This is a genomic window from Roseovarius sp. A-2 (assembly GCF_002072155.1).
GTDB lineage: Bacteria > Pseudomonadota > Alphaproteobacteria > Rhodobacterales > Rhodobacteraceae > Roseovarius.
On the sequence record NZ_BDIY01000004.1, the window covers coordinates 114,442 to 132,005 of the forward strand.

The 17,564-nt window shown below is 65.8% G+C and carries 16 protein-coding genes and 1 tRNA gene; 10 read left to right on the top strand and 7 right to left on the bottom strand.

Going from position 1 to position 17,564, the window contains the following annotated elements; all coding sequences use genetic code 11:
• Window positions 1-67: 67 nt before the first annotated feature.
• Both BHD06_RS07790 and BHD06_RS07795 read right to left on the bottom strand, forming a co-directional pair.
• Window positions 68-1,015 (bottom strand): NAD(P)-dependent oxidoreductase, encoded by a 948-nt coding sequence (locus BHD06_RS07790; protein ID WP_080456430.1) that lies wholly within the window; start codon window positions 1,013-1,015, stop codon window positions 68-70.
• Between the two features lie 108 nt (window positions 1,016-1,123).
• Window positions 1,124-2,149: a LacI family DNA-binding transcriptional regulator gene (locus tag BHD06_RS07795; protein ID WP_080456533.1), complete on the bottom strand. Its 1,026-nt coding sequence runs from the start codon at window positions 2,147-2,149 to the stop codon at window positions 1,124-1,126.
• A gap of 152 nt (window positions 2,150-2,301) precedes the next feature.
• Here BHD06_RS07795 and BHD06_RS07800 point away from each other — a divergent pair.
• The 7 genes from BHD06_RS07800 to aroA all read left to right on the top strand — a co-directional run bounded on the left by BHD06_RS07800 (window position 2,302) and on the right by aroA (window position 9,604).
• Window positions 2,302-2,378: transfer RNA gene (locus BHD06_RS07800), tRNA-Arg, on the top strand.
• Between the two features lie 203 nt (window positions 2,379-2,581).
• The gene (locus BHD06_RS07805; RefSeq protein ID WP_080456431.1) at window positions 2,582-3,370 is read left to right on the top strand and encodes an allophanate hydrolase subunit 1; all 789 of its coding nucleotides are present in this window, start codon (window positions 2,582-2,584) and stop codon (window positions 3,368-3,370) included.
• Window positions 3,367-4,386 (top strand): biotin-dependent carboxyltransferase family protein, encoded by a 1,020-nt coding sequence (locus BHD06_RS07810; protein WP_080456432.1) that lies wholly within the window; start codon window positions 3,367-3,369, stop codon window positions 4,384-4,386. Before BHD06_RS07805 ends, BHD06_RS07810 begins: the two co-directional genes overlap by 4 nt.
• Before the next feature lie 3 nt (window positions 4,387-4,389).
• On the top strand, window positions 4,390-5,160 hold the full coding sequence (locus BHD06_RS07815; protein ID WP_080456433.1) for a LamB/YcsF family protein: 771 nt from the start codon (window positions 4,390-4,392) through the stop codon (window positions 5,158-5,160).
• A 177-nt stretch (window positions 5,161-5,337) separates the two neighbouring features.
• On the top strand, window positions 5,338-6,492 hold the full coding sequence (locus tag BHD06_RS07820; RefSeq protein WP_080456434.1) for a phosphoserine transaminase: 1,155 nt from the start codon (window positions 5,338-5,340) through the stop codon (window positions 6,490-6,492).
• Between the two features lie 87 nt (window positions 6,493-6,579).
• Window positions 6,580-8,175, top strand: coding sequence for a phosphoglycerate dehydrogenase (gene serA, locus BHD06_RS07825; RefSeq protein ID WP_080456435.1), 1,596 nt, complete (start codon window positions 6,580-6,582; stop codon window positions 8,173-8,175).
• Window positions 8,176-8,257: 82 nt separating this feature from the next.
• Window positions 8,258-9,604 carry a 3-phosphoshikimate 1-carboxyvinyltransferase gene (gene aroA / locus BHD06_RS07830; protein ID WP_080456534.1) on the top strand — a complete coding sequence of 449 codons (1,347 nt, stop codon included), beginning with the start codon at window positions 8,258-8,260 and terminating at the stop codon, window positions 9,602-9,604.
• 28 nt (window positions 9,605-9,632) lie between these two features.
• Here aroA and BHD06_RS07835 read toward each other — a convergent pair whose 3' ends face one another.
• The 3 genes from BHD06_RS07835 to dapA form a co-directional block, all read right to left on the bottom strand.
• A complete protein-coding gene (locus tag BHD06_RS07835; protein ID WP_080456436.1) occupies window positions 9,633-10,013 on the bottom strand; it encodes a hypothetical protein in 381 nt (126 codons plus the stop codon).
• Between the two features lie 88 nt (window positions 10,014-10,101).
• Window positions 10,102-11,361, bottom strand: a complete 1,260-nt coding sequence (locus BHD06_RS07840) for a glycerate kinase (RefSeq protein WP_254892342.1) — start codon at window positions 11,359-11,361, stop codon at window positions 10,102-10,104.
• 8 nt (window positions 11,362-11,369) lie between these two features.
• Window positions 11,370-12,245: a 4-hydroxy-tetrahydrodipicolinate synthase gene (gene dapA / locus BHD06_RS07845; RefSeq protein ID WP_080456535.1), complete on the bottom strand. Its 876-nt coding sequence runs from the start codon at window positions 12,243-12,245 to the stop codon at window positions 11,370-11,372.
• 149 nt (window positions 12,246-12,394) lie between these two features.
• Between dapA and BHD06_RS07850 the strand changes: the two genes are divergently transcribed.
• The gene (locus BHD06_RS07850) at window positions 12,395-14,329 is read left to right on the top strand and encodes a lytic transglycosylase domain-containing protein (RefSeq protein WP_080456438.1); all 1,935 of its coding nucleotides are present in this window, start codon (window positions 12,395-12,397) and stop codon (window positions 14,327-14,329) included.
• A 12-nt stretch (window positions 14,330-14,341) separates the two neighbouring features.
• Here BHD06_RS07850 and BHD06_RS07855 read toward each other — a convergent pair whose 3' ends face one another.
• Both BHD06_RS07855 and BHD06_RS07860 read right to left on the bottom strand, forming a co-directional pair.
• Entirely contained in the window at window positions 14,342-14,758 is a 417-nt protein-coding gene (locus BHD06_RS07855) for a VOC family protein (RefSeq protein WP_080456439.1), read from the bottom strand.
• 82 nt (window positions 14,759-14,840) lie between these two features.
• Complete coding sequence (locus BHD06_RS07860; RefSeq protein WP_080456440.1) at window positions 14,841-15,869, bottom strand: FAD-binding oxidoreductase; 1,029 nt, start codon at window positions 15,867-15,869, stop codon at window positions 14,841-14,843.
• Between the two features lie 63 nt (window positions 15,870-15,932).
• Between BHD06_RS07860 and mnmD the strand changes: the two genes are divergently transcribed.
• A complete protein-coding gene (gene mnmD, locus BHD06_RS07865; RefSeq protein ID WP_080456441.1) occupies window positions 15,933-16,610 on the top strand; it encodes a tRNA (5-methylaminomethyl-2-thiouridine)(34)-methyltransferase MnmD in 678 nt (225 codons plus the stop codon).
• Window positions 16,607-17,473 carry a DMT family transporter gene (locus tag BHD06_RS07870; RefSeq protein ID WP_080456442.1) on the top strand — a complete coding sequence of 289 codons (867 nt, stop codon included), beginning with the start codon at window positions 16,607-16,609 and terminating at the stop codon, window positions 17,471-17,473. The genes mnmD and BHD06_RS07870 overlap by 4 nt, the downstream gene beginning before the upstream one ends.
• Window positions 17,474-17,564 lie beyond the last annotated feature (91 nt).

Below are 17,564 nucleotides of genomic sequence, written 5' to 3' on the forward strand. Positions count from 1 at the left end.
CCCGCCACGACCCCACAGAATGGGACTACGGCACGCGATTCTTGGCAAGGGGAAAGCCCCGCGATGGTTAACGCGCCGAGGGACGCACCTCGTATCCCGGCTCTTCGGGCTCGTCGTCGGTCATCTGCGCCGGAAAGCCCGGCGCGCGGATATCGAGGCCCGTGGCATCCTCCAGCCGACGGATAATGTTGGGCGACAATTCCCGTTCGCCATAGCGCGCGATGCCGTCATCGAAGATCGAGAGCAGCAGCGGCGAGAGTTCCAGCGGCACACCCGCCTCGTCGGCGATCTTCTGAAAGAGGCCGATATCCTTTTTCACCAGGTCCATGGTAAAGGAAATGTCGCGGCTACCGTTCAGGATCACCTGGCTTTCGGTTTCATGCACGAAGGAGGTGCCGGAACTGATCTTGATCGCCTCATAGGCAGTGGCCAGATCCATTCCCGCCGCCTTGGCCGTGACCAGCGCCTCGCAGCAACTCAGCAGGTTGGCAGTGGCGAGGTAATTGGTGATCACCTTGAGCACCGAGGCGCTGCCGGTCTCTCCGGTATGCAGCACCCGCCGTCCCATCGTCGTCAAAAGCGGCAGAACCCGCTCGAAGGTCTCGCGCGCACAACCCGCGAAGATCGCGATATTGCCGGTATCGGCCCGGTGACAGCCGCCCGAGACCGGGCAATCCACCGCCGCCCCGCCGCGCGCCTCGACCATCCCGGCCAGTCGGCGGATTTCGCCTGCATCGGTGGTGGACATCTCCAGCCAGATCTTGCCCGGCCCGACCTCGGGCAGCATCTGCATCATTACCGCGTCAGACGCGGCGGGCGACGGCAGGCAGGTGATCACCACCTCGCTGTCGCGCATCAGCTGCGCCGGACTTTCGCCAGGTTTGGCCCCGTGCGCGACAAAGCCCTGCACCAGATCGCCGTTGAGGTCATAGACCGTCAGGTCGTGACCATTGCGCAGCAGACTGCCGGACAGTTTGCCACCGACATTGCCCAGACCGATAAAGCCGATTTTCATGGAGTACGCCCCTGTTGCTTGCACCGTACTCAAGACGGCTCGACACAGCCTTTTGCGATTCGCGAGGCAAATGCAAAATGGAAACGCACGCGCGGCGTAAAAACCGCGTCAGACGCGGCGCAGCGTGTCGCCCAGGCTGATCGTGGGTTCCAGCGCGACGCGCACCGGCTCGGCGGTCTCGGGGTGGTCGGCGCGGGCGGCGATGATCTCGGCGGCGCGGCGTCCGATCTGCAGCCGGCAGGCATCCATGGTGGCCAGCTCGCGCGGCAGGCCCTGCAACAACTCCACGCCGTTGAACCCGGCAAGCCCCACGTCGCCGGGAATATCCACGCCCTGTTCCAGCAGGTAGAGCAACCCGCCCGCGCCTATCATATCATTGGAATAATACAAGAAATCCAGATCCGGCGTGCGCCGCAACATCTCGGCGGTCATCTCGCGCCCCTTGAGCAGCGCCGAGCCCCCGGAATAGAACTCGTGATCGGCCATCTCGATTCCGGCCTTGGCGAGTGCCTCTGTGAACCCCTCGAAACGTTTGCGCGCCCGGTGATCGAGCGGCATCTTGGTGCCCATGAAGCCGATCCGGCGATAGCCCGCGCCGATGATCGCCTGCGCCATCTGCTGCCCGGCGAGGCGGTGCGAAATGCCCACGACAGAATCAATCGGCGTGCCATCCACATCCATGATCTCGACCACCGGAATGCCACTCGCGCGCAGCATGGCACGGCTCGCATCCGAATGCTCCAGCCCCGCGATGATCACGCCCGAGGGCCGCCACGAGAGCATCTCGTATAGGACCTTTTCCTCTTTCTCGGGACGATATCCCGTCAGCCCTACCACCGGTTGCAGGCTGGTTTCCTCGAGCACCTGGCTGATCCCGGTCATCACCTCGGGAAAGACCATGTTCGACATCGAGGGGATGATCACCGCCACCAGGTTCACCCGCTGGCTGGCCAGCGCGCCGGCGATCTTGTTGGGCACATAGCCGAGCCGCTTGGCGGCTTCCAGCACCCGCTGCCGGGTGCCGTCCGACACGTCGCCCTTGTTGCGCAACACGCGGCTGACGGTCATCTCCGACACCCCCGCGCACTCGGACACGTCGCGCAAGGTCAGGGGGTGGCGGTCTTGATTGGTCACGGGCGTTGTCCAGAAAAGGCTTTGATCAAGTGTTACCGTGAACAGACCCGCCGGATCAAGCGGCCCGCGCATGACGGACATGAACGGAATCGCCGCTCATGTGAAATCAACCGATGACAAACGGACCGCCGCCGAGTAATCAGACCCCGCGCGGCCCCGTGGCTCAACTGGATAGAGCAGCCCCCTCCTAAGGGGCAGGTTGCAGGTTCGAATCCTGCCGGGGTCGCCAAAATAGCACAGCGATCAACGAGATTTACGGCGGGTGTCGCCGGGAGTATGGGCCAGCGCATGAGCGGCAGGGCGGGCGGATGTCCGAGGTGATGCTGGGGGCGGCACCTTATGCGGCGACCATGCTGGTCATGGCCGGGCTGCTCATCGCCTTTCGGCAGATTGCCCTTTTCCTGCCGCAAGCTGTCCAATAGACCTTGAGGCATGCGCGAGATCGAAGGAAACCGCCCCGTGAGCGAAACGGATCAAGATATACGCGCCGATGCACGCTTTCCCCGGATCGGGCGGGTTGGGCTCGATGGTCTGCTTGTCTCCTTCGGCGAGACGTTGAGCGAGCCTGCCAACCGCGCAGCCCTCGCCTTTCGCGCAGCGGTGGAGCAGGTCACGCCCGAGGGCGTCGAGGAAAGCACCACCTCGCTCGTCTCGACCTTCCTGCGCTTCGATGCGCTGCGCATCGAGGCGGCGGATCTGCGCGCGGAACTCCAGACGCTGCTCGACAGCCGCGACTGGTATGCCGCCGATCTTCCCGAGGGGCGCAGCTTCTGGCGCATTCCCACCGTTTACGGCACCGATCTGGCCCCGCAATTGGCCGAAGCGGCAAAGGCGGCAGGGCTGACAGAGCAAGCGGCGGCGCAGGAGATCGCCAGCACCCGCGTGCGCGTGCAGACCATCGGATTCGCCCCCGGTCAGCCCTACCTGGGCGAATTGCCGGAGGCCTGGGACATCCCCCGCCAGACCGCGCTGACCGACCGTGTGCCGACTGGTGCGTTGGCCGTGGCGATCCGACAGTTGGTACTCTTTTCGGTCACCACGCCCACTGGTTGGCGGCATATCGGGCAGACCGCCTTTCGCCTGTTTCGCCCCGATGCGGAGGCGCCCTTTGTCCTGCGCCCGGGCGACGAGGTGATATTCGAGGCGACCGACCGCGAGACCTATGACCGCCTGCGCAAGGACGGCCCCGATGGCGGTGCCCGGTCCGAGCTGATCCGATGACACGCCGATTGATCATTCATGACGCCGGGCCCGGTGTCAGCGTGCAGGATCTGGGCCGGCCCGGATACCTCGCCTTTGGCCTCTCGCGTGGCGGCGCGGCGGACCGGCTCGCCATGGCCGAGGGCGCGGCGCTCTTGCATCAGCCCGAGGGGCTGGCGGCGCTGGAAATGGCGGGCATGGGCGGCACGTTCGAGGTCAGCCACGATACCCGCATCGCCCTGACCGGCGCGCCGATGCGTGCGCAATTGGACGGCGCGCCGCTGGCGTGGAACGCCTCGTACCTGCTGCACGCGGGCAGCCGTCTCAGTGTCGGGGCGGCGACACACGGCGTCTATGGCTACCTGCATCTGGGCGGCGGCATCGCCACGCCCAAGCGTCTCGGCGCGCACTCGGCGCATCTTGCGGCGGGGCTTGGCGCGCTGATCGCGGCGGGCGACGATCTACCTTTGGGTGAGGACCGGGCCGAGGCCGAGACCGGGCTTTTCCTGCCTGGCGATGACCGGTTCGAGGGGGGCAAGGTGCGTCTCGTGCCGGGGTTTCAGACCGGGTTATTCCCAGATGAGGAGATTACCCGCTTCGAGGCCACGCAGTTCACCCGCGCCGCGCGCGGCAACAGGATGGGCGTGCGCTTCGATCCCGACGGCGAGGGCTTTGCCTGCGCGGCCGGGCTTTCGGTCCTGTCCGAAGTGATCGTGCCGGGTGATATCCAGATCACCGGCGACGGCGCGCCCTTCGTGCTGATGTCGGAATGCCAGACCACGGGTGGCTATCCGCGCATCGGCTCGGTCCTGCCCTGCGACCTGCCGCGCGTTGCGCAGGCGCAGCCCGGCGCGCAACTGCGGTTTCGCTTTGTCACGCCCGAGGAGGGTCTCGCCGCTGAACGCGCCGCCGAGACGACCCGCAAGGGGCTGCGGGCGAAACTCGACCACCTTATACGCAACCCCGATGACATCCGCGATCTGCTGTCCTATCAACTTATCAGCGGTGTCACCGCAGGCCATGACGAGGAGACCTGACCCATGCAAGCAAGCGTCGATCTGAATGCCGACATGAGCGAGAGCTTTGGCCCCTGGACCATGGGCGACGATGCCGCCCTGCTGGAGGTGGTGAGTTCCGCCAATATCGCCTGCGGCTTTCACGCGGGCGACCCGGACGTGATGGCGCGGACCATGGCGGGCGCTGTCGCGCGTGACGTGGGCATCGGCGCGCATCCCGGCTTTGCTGACCTGCAAGGCTTTGGCCGCAGGCGCATCGATTTGGCGCACGAGACGCTCGGCAACCTGGTGCGCTATCAGTTGGGGGCGGCGCAGGCGATGGCGCGCGCGGCGGGGGGCGCGGTGCGCCATCTGAAACTGCATGGCGCGCTCGCCAACATGGCCTCTGAGGACGCGGAACTAGCCCGCGCCGCCTATGCCGCAGCACTTTCGGTCGATCCCGAGATCATCGTGATGGTGCTTGCAGGCACCGCGCAGGAGGTGGCTGCCCGCGATCTCGGCGCGCGCATGGCCTGCGAGATCTTTGCCGACCGCGCCTATAACGACGATTGCACGCTGGTCGACCGGCGCAAGCCGGGCGCGGTGATCCATGATCCCGCCTGCGCCGCCGCCCGTATCCTCGAAATGATTCGCGCGGGCGCGATCGTCGCCGAAAGCGGCAAGCATATCCCCACCCGGATCGATACGATCTGCCTGCATGGCGACACGCCGGAAGCAGTGGAGATCGCGCGCGGCCTGCGCGCGGCGCTTGAAGCGGCGGGTGTCTCGGTGGCGCGGTTCCCGGGCCTGCGCTGATCCCATCAGATGCGGCGCGTTCCGATGGGAAACGCGCGAGATGTCACTGTACTGAAAACGACCGTCTTTTTCGATTCTGCGTCATTTCTGCACTTGCGAAACGCCCCGCGCGGCCGTAATCCCGCAGGTGGGACACCCCTCCCCAACGAGGGGCGCTTATCTGGAAGGATAGCAGCAATGGCTATTGAACAACCGGCAACGCGGCCGGCAAATCCGCGTTTTTCCTCTGGCCCCTGTGCCAAACCCCCCGTTTTCGAATTGAACAAGCTGTCGGCTGCGCCCCTGGGCCGCAGCCACCGCGCCGCCGTGGGCAAGGCCAGGCTCAAGGCCGCCATCGAGGGCACGCGCGAGATCCTCGGCATTCCCGACGACTACCGCATCGGCATCGTGCCCGCCTCGGATACCGGGGCTGTGGAAATGGCAATGTGGAACCTGCTGGGCGCGCGCCGCGTTGAAATGCTGGCTTGGGAAAGCTTTGGCGCGGGCTGGGTCACCGACGCAGTCAAGCAGCTGAAACTCGACGCCGAGGTCAAGACCGCCGATTATGGCGAGATCGTCGATCTGGAGACGGTCGATACCGACAATGACGTGGTCTTCACCTGGAACGGCACCACGAGCGGAGTGCGTGTGCCCAATGGCGACTGGATCAAACCGGATCGCGCGGGACTGACGATCTGCGATGCCACATCGGCTGCCTTCGCGCAAAACCTGCCCTGGGACAAGCTGGATGTCACCACGTTCAGCTGGCAGAAGGTGCTGGGTGGCGAGGCCGCGCATGGCATGATCATCCTTTCCCCCCGTGCGGTCGAGCGGCTGGAAAGCTATACGCCCGCGTGGCCGCTGCCCAAGATTTTCCGCCTGACCAAGGGCGGCAAGCTGATCGAGGGCATATTTGTCGGCGAGACGATCAACACGCCGTCGATGCTGGCGGTCGAGGATTATCTGCTGGCGCTCGACTGGGCGCGCTCGGTGGGCGGCATGAACGGGCTGCGCGAGCGGGCCTATGCCAATCTCGCCGCCGTGCAGGCCTTTGTCGCCGGGCATCGGTGGCTGACCTTTCTGGCGCAGGAACCGGCGATCCGCTCGAACACCTCAGTCTGCCTGAAATTCACCGACGACCGTATCACTGACGGCGCGGCGTTTGCCAAAGCGGTGGCCAAGCGGCTGGAGGCCGAGGGCGTGGCCTATGACATCGGGGCCTATCGCGACGCCCCTCCAGGGTTGCGCATCTGGTGCGGCGGCACGGTTGAGGCCGCGGATGTGGCAGCCTTGATGCCGTGGATCGAATGGGCTTTTGAAGCCGAAATCGCGGCGCTGTCCGAGACGGCGTGACCCCCGATTTCTTGAAAAGAAATCGGTCCGAATTCCTTCAAGGAATTCGGACCCTCCCCCAAATGTTTCATCAAAGGACCAGCAAAAATGGCTCCCAAGGTACTCGTCTCCGACAAACTTTCCGAAACCGCCGTGCAGATCTTTCGCGATCGCGGCATCGACGTGGATTTCCAGCCCGATCTGGGCAAGGACAAGGACAGGCTCGCCGAGGTGATTGGCGCGTATGATGGTCTTGCCATCCGCTCAGCCACCAAGGTGACCGAAAAGATCCTCGCCAATGCCACCAATCTCAAGGTGATCGCGCGCGCAGGCATCGGCACCGACAATATCGACAAACTCGCAGCCAGCAAAAAGGGCGTGATCGTGATGAACACGCCCTTTGGCAACATGATCACCACCGCCGAGCACGCCATCGCGATGATGTTCGCCGTGGCGCGGCAGATCCCCGAGGCGTCGGCCTCGACCCAGGCGGGCAAATGGGAGAAATCGCGCTTCATGGGGGTGGAGCTGACCGGCAAGACCCTCGGTGTGATCGGTGCGGGCAATATCGGCGGCATCGTCTGCGACCGCGCGCGCGGGCTGAAGATGAAGGTGGTGGCCTATGACCCGTTCCTCGGTCAGGAAAAGGCCGACAAGATGGGGGTGGAGAAGGTCGAACTCGATGAGCTGCTGAAGCGCGCCGATTTCATCACTCTGCATGTTCCGCTGACCGATCAGACCCGCAACATCCTGAGCCGTGAGAACCTTGAAAAGACCAAGAAGGGCGTCCGCATCATCAACTGCGCGCGCGGCGGGCTGGTGGATGAGCAGGCGCTCGCGGACCTCTTGAACGCGGGTCATGTGGCGGGTGCGGGCTTTGATGTGTTTGCAGAGGAACCCGCAGTGGACAATCCGCTTTTCGGTCTGGCAGGCGTGGTCTGCACGCCGCATCTGGGGGCCGCGACCACCGAGGCGCAGGAAAACGTCGCCCTGCAAGTGGCCGAACAGATGTCGGATTACCTGCTGACCGGTGCAGTGACCAACGCGCTCAACATGCCGTCGGTGACAGCCGAAGAGGCCAAGGTTATGGGGCCGTGGATCAAGCTGTCGGATCACCTTGGCAATTTCATCGGCCAGATGACCGACGAGCCGATCAAGGCGATCAACATCCTTTACGATGGTGTGGCCAGCGAGATGAACCTTGGCGCACTGACCTCTGCCGCAGTGGCGGGGATCATGAAGTCCGTCAACCCCGAGGTGAACATGGTCTCCGCCCCCGTCGTGGCCAAGGAACGCGGGGTCAAGATCTCGACCACCAAGCAGGACAAGTCCGGTGCTTTCGAGGGCTACATCAAGATCACCGTGGTCACCGACAAGCGCGAACGCTCCATCGGCGGCACCGTGTTCAGCGACGGCAAGCCACGTTTCATCCAGATCAAGGGCATCAATATCGACGCCGAGATCGGGCAGTACATGGTCTATACCACCAACGAGGACGTGCCGGGGATCATCGGCACGCTGGGCCAGACGATGGGCGAGAACGGCGTGAACATCGCCAATTTCACCCTTGGCCGCTCGGATGCGGGCGGCGAGGCGATCGCGCTCCTCTATGTCGATGCGCCCGTGCCGGACGCGGCGATCAAGGCGCTGCACGCGACGGGCAAGTTCCAGCAGATCCGCTCGCTGCAATTCGACATGGGCTGAGCCACACGCAAGAGCGATGGACGAGGTCGCCTGCCTGCGCTATCAGGCAGGCGATTTCGCGTTTTTCAGGAGACCGCCGCCCATGTCCGGCCATGCCACGCCCGTTCCCATGACCTCACACAGATCCGGGCCTCTCAGCGGTCGGGCCGATGTGCCGGGGGACAAGTCGATCTCGCACCGGGCGCTCATCCTCGGGGCGCTGTGTGTGGGTGAGACCGTGATCACCGGGTTGCTGGAGGGCGAGGACGTTCTGGACACCGCCAAGGCGATGCGCGCCTTCGGGGGCGAGGTGACGCGCGACGGGGACGGCACATGGCATGTGCATGGCGTCGGCGTGGGCGGCTTTGCCGAGCCTGAACAGGTGATCGACTGCGGCAATTCCGGCACCGGGGTGCGGCTGATCATGGGGGCGATGGCGACTTCGCCGATCTGCGCGACGTTCACCGGGGATGCGAGCCTCAACAAACGGCCTATGGCGCGGGTCACCGACCCTCTGGCGCTATTCGGGGCGCAGGCGGTGGGGCGCGCGGGTGGCCGGTTGCCGATGACCGTGGTCGGTGCGGCCGAGCCTGTGCCGGTGCGCTACCAGGTGCCGGTACCGTCGGCGCAGGTGAAATCCGCTGTGCTTCTGGCCGGGCTGAACGCGCCCGGCGAGACGGTGGTCATAGAAAAGGAAGCGACCCGCGACCATACCGAGCGCATGCTGGCCGGGTTCGGTGCCGAGGTCACGACCGAGGTGACCGAAGAGGGCCGTGTCATCACCCTGACCGGGCAGCCGGAACTTATCCCGCAGAGCATCGTCGTGCCGCGCGATCCCTCTTCGGCAGCGTTTCCGGTCTGCGCGGCGATCATCACCCCTGGCTCTGACGTGCTGGTGCCGGGTATCGGGCTGAACCCGACGCGTGCGGGACTGTTCACCACGCTGCGCGAGATGGGGGCCGATCTGGAGTATGAGAACCTGCGCGAGGAAGGCGGCGAGCCGATGGCAGACCTGCGCGCCCGGTTTTCGCCGGATCTGAAGGGCGTCGATGTGCCGCCCGAACGCGCCGCGAGCATGATTGACGAATATCCCGTCCTGTCGGTGGTGGCGGGTTTTGCGAGGGGCAAGACCGTGATGCGCGGGGTCAAGGAATTGCGCGTCAAGGAAAGCGACCGGATCGAGGCGATGGCGGCAGGACTGCGCGCCGGAGGTGTGACCGTTGAGGATGGCCCAGACTGGTGGATCGTGCACGGCCTGGGCCATGGCAATGTGCCCGGCGGCCAAACCTGCTCCAGCCATCTCGATCACCGCATAGCGATGTCCTTCATGGTTATGGGCATGGCAACACAAGACCCCGTCAGCGTCGATGACGGCAGTCCGATCGCCACGTCCTTCCCGATCTTCGAGCCGCTGATGGCGACGCTCGGCGCAGATATCCGGCGCGGCTGACCGCGCCTCCTGCACCCCTTGAACGGCGCTATTCCAGTTGCCGTCCCTCCTGCACCGTGAACGGCTCCAGCCGGTCGCCATTCACCCAGGCGTAGCCGTCCTCATCGGTGCGGACCATGGCATAAGGCGTCCAGCCGGTGCTTCGCCACCAGCTTTCATACTCGTTGGTGTCCGCGTTCACGCGCCATTTTCCCTCGTCGTCTTCCCCGCCATCCGGGACATACAGGGTCGTCCCGTCAGTGGCGAAATACTGATGATAGGCGGTGCCCGACCAGGTGCCAGAAATCGTATTGCCTGCCAACAGCGTATCTATCTCAGAGGCGCTCAGCCGCTTGGGGGCGGCAACGGCGGGCAGGGCTGTGGCCACTGTCACGGCGGCGATGGCGGCAAGAAGGAAACGGCGCTTCATGCGAAAACTCCTTTCAAAACAAAGGAAAGTATCGCAAATTCTGGGCATAATTGCGACTCTAAACTTGAATCCCGTCGCCGACGGCGCGTCAGAGAGGCGCAATCAGGATGGCACGAAAGTCGTTCACATTGGTTAGCGTCGGACCGGGAACAACCTGATCGTCAAGAGCCGCAAAGAAACTGTGCGCGTCGTTCCCGTCGAGTGCCAGCTGCGGATCGACCCCGCGTTTGGCGGCCTCGGTCAGCGTCTCGGGATGGATCACCGCGCCCGCCACCTCTGCCGCACCGTCGACGCCGTCGGTATCGCAGGCGATGGCGTGGATGCCCGGTGCGCCATCGAGCGCCAGTGCCAGCGCCAGCGCGTATTCGGCATTGGGCCCGCCGACCCCGTCGCCGCGCCGCGTCACCGTCAACTCGCCCCCGGAAAGGAGCAGCACGGGCGACGCGCCTGCGCCAAGCGTGGCCTGAACCGCACGTGCCTCGGCGGCGTGCGCGCGCGCCACGTCACGTGCCTCGCCTTCCAGCGCGTCGCCAAGGCTGACCACCTCGATGCCGTTTTCGTGGGCGATTTCAGCGGCGGCCTCCAGTGATTGGACGGGGGCGGCGTAGATGACGTTCTCGACCCGCGACAGGCGCGGATCATCCGGTGCGATCACCCCGGTCTGTCCCGCCAGAACCGCCTGCGCCGAGGCGGGCAAATCGATGCCATAGGCCGCGACGATGGCGCGGGCGTCGGCGGGTGTGGAGGCCTCGCCCACCGTGGGGCCCGAGCCGATCATCGCTGGATCATCGCCCGGCACGTCTGAAATCATCAGCACTCGCATCCGGGCAGGATATGCGGCGGCGGCCAGTTGCCCGCCTTTCACCCGGCTCAGATGCTTGCGCAGCAGGTTCATCTTGCCGATGGGCGCGCCCGACGCCAGCAGCGCGGTGTTGACCGCCTGTTTCTCGGTCAGCGTCACCGCACCCGCGGGCTGCACCAGAAGCGAGGATGCGCCGCCCGAGATCAGCGCCAACACCATATCCGCCTCGCCAAGACCTGCCATCAGATCGAGCATCCGCGCTGTGGCCTGCATGCCTGCCGCATCGGGCACCGGATGCGCGGCCTCGACGATCTCGATGCCTTTGCAAGGCCGCCCATAGCCATATCGCGTGATCACCAGACCCTCGCAGGGGCCGTAGGCAGCCTCGACCGCCTCGGCCATGCGCGCGCTTGCCTTGCCCGCGCCGATCACCACCAGCCGCCCCTCGGGGCGTGGCGGCAGGTGCGCGGCAAGGCTCTGCATCGGGTCAGCCACGGCCACAGCCTGGTCGAACATCGCGCGCAGGAGGGGCTGAGGATCTGTCACCGGGCGGCCTAGTTGATCAGGCCCGCATGGCGCATGCCGTCCTCGACCAGCGCCTTGACCGGATCGCTCAGCCCGACCAGCGGCGTGCGCACCTCTTCGCTGCACAGCCCGAGCCGTGACATAGCGTATTTGACGCCGACCAGCCCCGGTTCCGTAAAGATCGCGCTATGCAGCGGCATCAGCCGGTCCTGCAATTCGAGCGCGGTGGCATAATCGCCCGCCAGCGTCGCCTCCTGCACCTGCGCCACCAGTTTCGGCGCGACATTCGCGGTCACCGATATGACACCGACGCCGCCCTGCGCGTTGAAGCCATGCGCGGTGGCGTCCTCGCCGGAAATCTGGATGAACTCCTTGCCGCAGGTCAGCCGCTGCGCGCAGACCCGCGCCAGATCACCGGTGGCGTCCTTGACACCGATGATGCGCGGCAGCCTGGCCAGTTGCCCCATAGTGTCGGGCATCATGTCCACGGCGGACCGACCGGGAATGTTGTAGATGATGATCGGCAGATCGCAGCATTCGTGCAGCGCGGTGAAATGCGCGATCATGCCGTCCTGCGTGGGCTTATTGTAATAGGGCGTCACGACAAGCGCAGCATCGGCCCCGACCTTTTCGGCATGCTGCATGAAGCGGATCGCCTCGAGCGTGTTGTTCGATCCCGCCCCGGCAATCACCGGGATACGGCCTGCGGCGGCGCGCACAACCTCTTCGACGACGGTCTCGTGTTCGCGGTGGGTCAGCGTCGGGCTCTCGCCTGTGGTGCCCACGGGCACAAGGCCGTGGCTGCCTTCGCCGATATGCCACTCGACGAGTTTCTTGAGCGTGTCCAGATCCAGTTCGCCGTTCTTGAACGGCGTGACCAGGGCAGGAAAAGATCCTTTGAACATGACACGCTCCTTTCGTCCTGTGCGGGTCGGGCCCGCGGTGATCCGGTTGGCCATCAGCGGCGTATCGCGCAGTGTCGCGTGCATCATCAATGGACGCGGGCGCGCAAGCCCCCTAGGCTGGCGTCGTCTATCCTTCGCCATGGCGGGAAATGCAAGAGATGTTGCGCGTACTCACGCTGGTTTTCGGGCTGATTACTCCGCTTTTCGCCGCACAGGCGGCGGATCTGCCGCGCATCGCCCCGCGCCCGCTGGCCAGTGCGCTTGACGCGATGCAGGGTGGGCGATGGAAAGTCGCGGCGCGGCTGGCGGCGCGTGACGGTCGGGCGGCGGCCGATCTGATCGAGTGGTATCGCCTGCGCGCGGGACTGGGAGAGCCACGCGAGATCCTCGCCTTTGTGGAGCGCAACGCGCACTGGCCCGGCCTCGACTATCTGCGCCGCCGGAGCGAGGCGGCGATGACCCATGCCGATTTCGATAATGTGCTCACGTTTTACGATGGCTACCGCCCGCAGACCGGCACCGGCGCGCTCAACCTCGCACGCGCCCTGCTGGCACGCGGACGGCAGGGCGAAGCGGAGGTGGGCGTGGTCCTGGCCTGGCGCACCCTCGATCTGAGCACGGCGGAGCATGACGATTTTCTGCGCGACTTCGGCGATCTTTTGCGCCCGCATCACGCCGCGCGGCTTGAGATGGCGCTCTGGCGGGGTTTGCGCGATGTCGAGGACATGCTGCCGCTGGTCAGTGCCGAGGCGCGCGCTTTGGCGGAGTTGCGGGGCAAGGTGAAGCGTGGCGAGGCGCAGGACCTGACCGAGGCACAAGAGATCAACGCGGGTATCGCGTTCGAGCTGTTCACCCGCCACCTGAGCAACGCGCCCGAGGAGGCGATTGCCGTGCTGCTGCGTCAAAGCCGGATCGAGGGTGGTCTGGGCGAGCCCGAGAGATGGGCCAGCTGGCGCCGCGCGCTCGCCCGGCAGAAGATGCGTGCGGGCGAACCACGTTTGGCCTATGAGATCGCGGCGGTCCACCAACTGGTTGATGGGGCGAATTACGCCGATCTGGAGTGGCTGTCGGGTTATCTGGCACTGCGGTATTTCGATGCGCCGGAACTGGCGCTCGATCACTTTCAGCGCTTCCGCGTGGCGGTCGGCACACCGATCTCATTGGGGCGCGCCGGCTACTGGATCGGGCGCGCGCAGGAGGCTTTGGGCGACACAGAGGCCGCGCAACTCGCCTATGCCGAGGGGGCGGCGTATCAGACCAGCTTTTACGGGCTGCTCGCGGCGGAAAAGGCGGGGCTGCCTGTCGATGACAATTTGCGCGGCACCGAGGCGTTTCCGCCTTGGCGCGGCGCTGCGTTCGCGCAGAGCGATCTGCACGAGATCGCCATATTGGCGCTCAGAATGGGCGATCTGGGGCTAGCGCGGCGGTTCTTTATTCATTTGGCGGACAGTCAGGATCGCACCGGGCTGGGCCAGATGGGCAGGATGCTTGCCGAGTTGCAGAACCCCCATTTGCAGGTGATGCTGGGCAAGGCGGCGGCGGAGCGCGGGATCGTGGTCGAAGCCCCCTATTATGCACTCCATCCGATGACCGGAATGGACCTGCCCGCCCCGATGGAACTGACCCTCGCCATCGCCCGGCGCGAGAGTGAATTCAACCCGGGGGTGGTCAGCGGTGCCGGGGCGCGTGGCCTGATGCAACTCATGCCCGGCACCGCGCGCGACATGGCGCGCGATCTGGGGCTTGGCTACGACCCGGCGAACCTGCTGAACGATCCGGTGTACAACGCGCGGCTTGGCACGGGGTATCTCGCGCAGCTTCGGGCGCGGTTCGAGGGCAATATCGTGCTGGTCTCGGTGGGCTATAACGCGGGGCCGGGTCGTGCCGGGCAATGGTTGGGGACGCAGGGCGATCCGCGCGGAAAGGGCGCGCATGAGATCGTCGACTGGATCGAGCATATCCCGTTCCGCGAGACCCGCAATTACGTGATGCGCGTGGCCGAAAGCCTGCCCGCCTATCGCGCCCGGCTGGACAAGTCGGTCCTGCCGGTGCCGTTTTCCCAGGAACTTGCCGCACGAGAGTAAGTCGCCGGAGACCTAGGACGGCACCCGATCGGCGATCGGCGTCGCAATTTCGATCAGGTTGCCATCCGGATCGCGAAGATAGAGTGACAGGATCGGCCCCATCGCCCCGGTCCGCCGCACCGGTCCCTCCTCGACCGTGACACCGCACGCCGCCAGATGCGCCTGCCACGCCATCAGCGGCACATCGCTGAGAAAACACAGATCCGCCGTGCCTGGCAGCGCGTGCGCTGCCTTGGGCTCGAACTCGGCCCCGGCGGGGTGCAGGTTGATCTTCTGCCGCCCAAAGCGGAGCGCCCAACGGCGCGTGCCATCCGCCGGGCGAAACGCCTCGGCCCGCATCCCCAGCGTCCCCTCGTAAAAGACGATCGTGGCCTCGATATCCGCCACCGTCAGCACCAGATGATCCAGCCCGCTCAATTCAGGTCGCATCGCGATACACCCTCGTCACATGATCTGCCTGAGGCACCGCCAGGCGTTTTCGAGATCGCGCGAGCAAGGGTCTTGCCCCCGCTCACAATGATGCCTCCGGTCTGAACCCATCCGGGATGCGGTCCACCCCGTCGAGCATCAGGTCGGCCATCACCTCGCCCACCTTGGGTGCCATGCCGAACCCGATCTTGAAGCCGCCATTGGCGATGAATGCGCCCGCGTGCAGCGGATGCGCCCCCAGCATCGGCGCGCGAGAGCGTGTCCGCGGGCGCACCCCGGCCCACCGCTCCAGCACCCGCGCGCCGCTGATCGCGGGCACCACCGCGCGAGCCCGCGCAATCACCGCGTCCAACTGCGCATCGGTGCTTTCCGGATCGTCATAGTCGCGCTCCGAGGTCGAGCCGATCGCCGTGGTGCCGTCCTCATGCGGCACGATATGCACCGCATCGGCAAAAAGCTGCGGCAAGTCGCGCGCGTCGAAATCGAGCACCGCGCCCTGCCCCTTCACGCCGTTGCCCACCTGCCGGGTATGACCCGTGTTCAACGCCTCCAGCCCCGCCACCCCCGTGGCCCAGAGCACGCGGCCCGCATCCGGCCCCTCGCGCAGCACCTCGCAACCGCGCGCGCGCAGCGCCGCCACCAACGCCGCGCAGGCCCGGCGCGGATGCAGCCGCGCGCTCAGCGTGTCGCGGATCACATACCCGGTGGGGCTCTGCGGGCACCACGCGCCGTGCACAGGCTCCACGCGCCACTCCGCCTGCCCCTGCCACAGCGTCGCCGCCCCGGCCTCTCGCGCCCGCGCCAGCGCCAACGCCGCCTCATTCATAACCGGCTGCACCCGCCCCAGCCGCGCATAGCCCGGCGAGAGGCCCCCGGCATCGGCCACCTCGGCCCAGAACGGCCCCGCCATGATCAGGCCCTCAAATTGAAACGCCTTCTTGTCATTCCAGTTTTCCGGCACATGCGGGGCCAGGGCACCAACCACTCCGCCCGAGGCCCCGGCACCGGGGCCATGCGGGTCGATCACCCGCACCCGTGCCCCGCGCCGCGCGCAGGCCCAGGCCACAGACAGCCCGAAAATTCCCGCACCCCTGACCGTGATATCGACCATTGCCAATCCCCTTGCCGCGCGCCATGGTTGCGCGCATTCGCCCCTGTTCTAGAGGATCGCCGCATGCAGGACCATCCCGCAGACCTCAGCTGGCGTGACGGCGATGTGCCTGTCTCGGCCCGCTTCGACGATCCCTATTTCAGCCTCGAAAACGGGCTCGCCGAGACCCGCCATGTCTTTCTTGCAGGCAACAGCCTGCCCGCCCGGTTCCGCGACGGCTTCCATATCGCCGAACTCGGCTTCGGCACCGGGCTGAACCTTCTGGCGACGCTTGCGGCCTGGCGCGCCGCTCGGGCCCCCGGCCGGCTGCGTTTCACCTCCTTCGAAGCCTTCCCGATGCCGCCCGCCGACATGCGCCGCGCGCAAAGCCGCTTTGCGGAGCTTGCACCGATCGCCGCCGACCTTGCCCCCTACTGGCAGGGCCAGGCGCAGGAAATCATCCTGCCGGACCTGCATTTCACGCTGATCGTCGGCGATGCCCGCGACACGCTAAAGCCTTGGCCGGACATGGCGGACGCGTGGTTTCTCGACGGCTTTTCCCCCGCCAAGAACCCCGAACTCTGGCAGCCCGAGTTGATGGCCGAAGTCGCCCGCCACACCAAACCGGACGGCACGGCAGCCACCTACACGGCGGCCGGTTTCGTGCGCCGGGGGCTTGAGGCGGCGGGATTTTCTGTTACCCGTCAGGCGGGATATGGCCGCAAACGGCACATGACCGTGGCGGCGAAAGGCAAGGCATGACGCTCCAGAATACCCGGCTCGGCATCTGGCTGATGGTGCTGACCACCTTCATCTTCGCGGTGCAGGATGGCATCTCTCGGCATCTGGCAGACGAATACAACGTCTTCATGGTGGTGATGATCCGCTACTGGTTCTTCGCCGCCTTCGTGATGACCATCGCCGCGCGCAAGGCCGGTGGCCTGCGTAGCGCCGCCGCCACCACCCAGCCCCTGATGCAGGGCTTTCGCGCGGTGCTTCTGGTGGCCGAGATTTGCGTAATGGTCTACGGCTTCACCCTCCTCGGGCTGGTCGAGAGCCACGCGGTCTTCGCCTGCTACCCGCTGCTGATCGCCGCGCTTTCCGGCCCGGTTCTGGGCGAAAGCGTGGGCTGGCGCAGATGGACGGCAATCGCCGTCGGTTTCGTCGGCGTAACCATCATCCTCGAGCCCGGCTTTGGCGTGTTCCAGCCCGCCGCCATCATCCCCTTCATCGCGGCGCTGATGTTCGCGCTCTACGGCCTGCTCACCCGCTATGTCGCCCGGCGCGACACAGCGGCCACCTCGTTCTTCTGGACCGGTACGGTGGGCTCGGTCGCGATGACAGCAGTTGGCGCCTGGTTCTGGGAATCGATGACCGGCCCCGACTGGGTCTGGATGGGCGCGCTCTGCATCACCGGCGCGGCGGGACATTACACGCTGATCAAATGCTACGAGGTCGCCGAGGCGAGCGCGGTGCAGCCTTTCGCCTATCTGCAACTGGTCTTTGCCAGCACCCTGGGCATCCTGGTGTTTTCCGAAACCATCCGCCTCAACGTGGCGATTGGCGCGGCGCTGATCGTGGGGGCGGGGCTGTTTACCCTCTGGCGGCAACGCCAAAAGGGCTAGCACGTGCCGCGCAGGCTTGACAGAAATTCCATCGCTGGCTAACTTTTTCCTGCGCGGTTCCTGCATTACTCGCTCCCGCGCTTGATTTTTG

Bases quoted from the DNA above. Each gene is read 5' to 3' on its own strand.
- BHD06_RS07790 (WP_080456430.1), bottom strand. From the start codon at position 1,015: ATGAAAATCGGCTTTATCGGTCTGGGCAATGTCGGTGGCAAACTGTCC.
- BHD06_RS07805 (WP_080456431.1), top strand. From the start codon at position 2,582: ATGCGCGAGATCGAAGGAAACCGCCCCGTGAGCGAAACGGATCAAGAT.
- BHD06_RS07810 (WP_080456432.1), top strand. From the start codon at position 3,367: ATGACACGCCGATTGATCATTCATGACGCCGGGCCCGGTGTCAGCGTG.
- BHD06_RS07815 (WP_080456433.1), top strand. From the start codon at position 4,390: ATGCAAGCAAGCGTCGATCTGAATGCCGACATGAGCGAGAGCTTTGGC.
- BHD06_RS07820 (WP_080456434.1), top strand. From the start codon at position 5,338: ATGGCTATTGAACAACCGGCAACGCGGCCGGCAAATCCGCGTTTTTCC.
- serA (WP_080456435.1), top strand. From the start codon at position 6,580: ATGGCTCCCAAGGTACTCGTCTCCGACAAACTTTCCGAAACCGCCGTG.
- aroA (WP_080456534.1), top strand. From the start codon at position 8,258: ATGTCCGGCCATGCCACGCCCGTTCCCATGACCTCACACAGATCCGGG.
- BHD06_RS07835 (WP_080456436.1), bottom strand. From the start codon at position 10,013: ATGAAGCGCCGTTTCCTTCTTGCCGCCATCGCCGCCGTGACAGTGGCC.
- dapA (WP_080456535.1), bottom strand. From the start codon at position 12,245: ATGTTCAAAGGATCTTTTCCTGCCCTGGTCACGCCGTTCAAGAACGGC.
- BHD06_RS07850 (WP_080456438.1), top strand. From the start codon at position 12,395: ATGCAAGAGATGTTGCGCGTACTCACGCTGGTTTTCGGGCTGATTACT.
- BHD06_RS07855 (WP_080456439.1), bottom strand. From the start codon at position 14,758: ATGCGACCTGAATTGAGCGGGCTGGATCATCTGGTGCTGACGGTGGCG.
- BHD06_RS07860 (WP_080456440.1), bottom strand. From the start codon at position 15,869: ATGGTCGATATCACGGTCAGGGGTGCGGGAATTTTCGGGCTGTCTGTG.
- mnmD (WP_080456441.1), top strand. From the start codon at position 15,933: ATGCAGGACCATCCCGCAGACCTCAGCTGGCGTGACGGCGATGTGCCT.
- BHD06_RS07870 (WP_080456442.1), top strand. From the start codon at position 16,607: ATGACGCTCCAGAATACCCGGCTCGGCATCTGGCTGATGGTGCTGACC.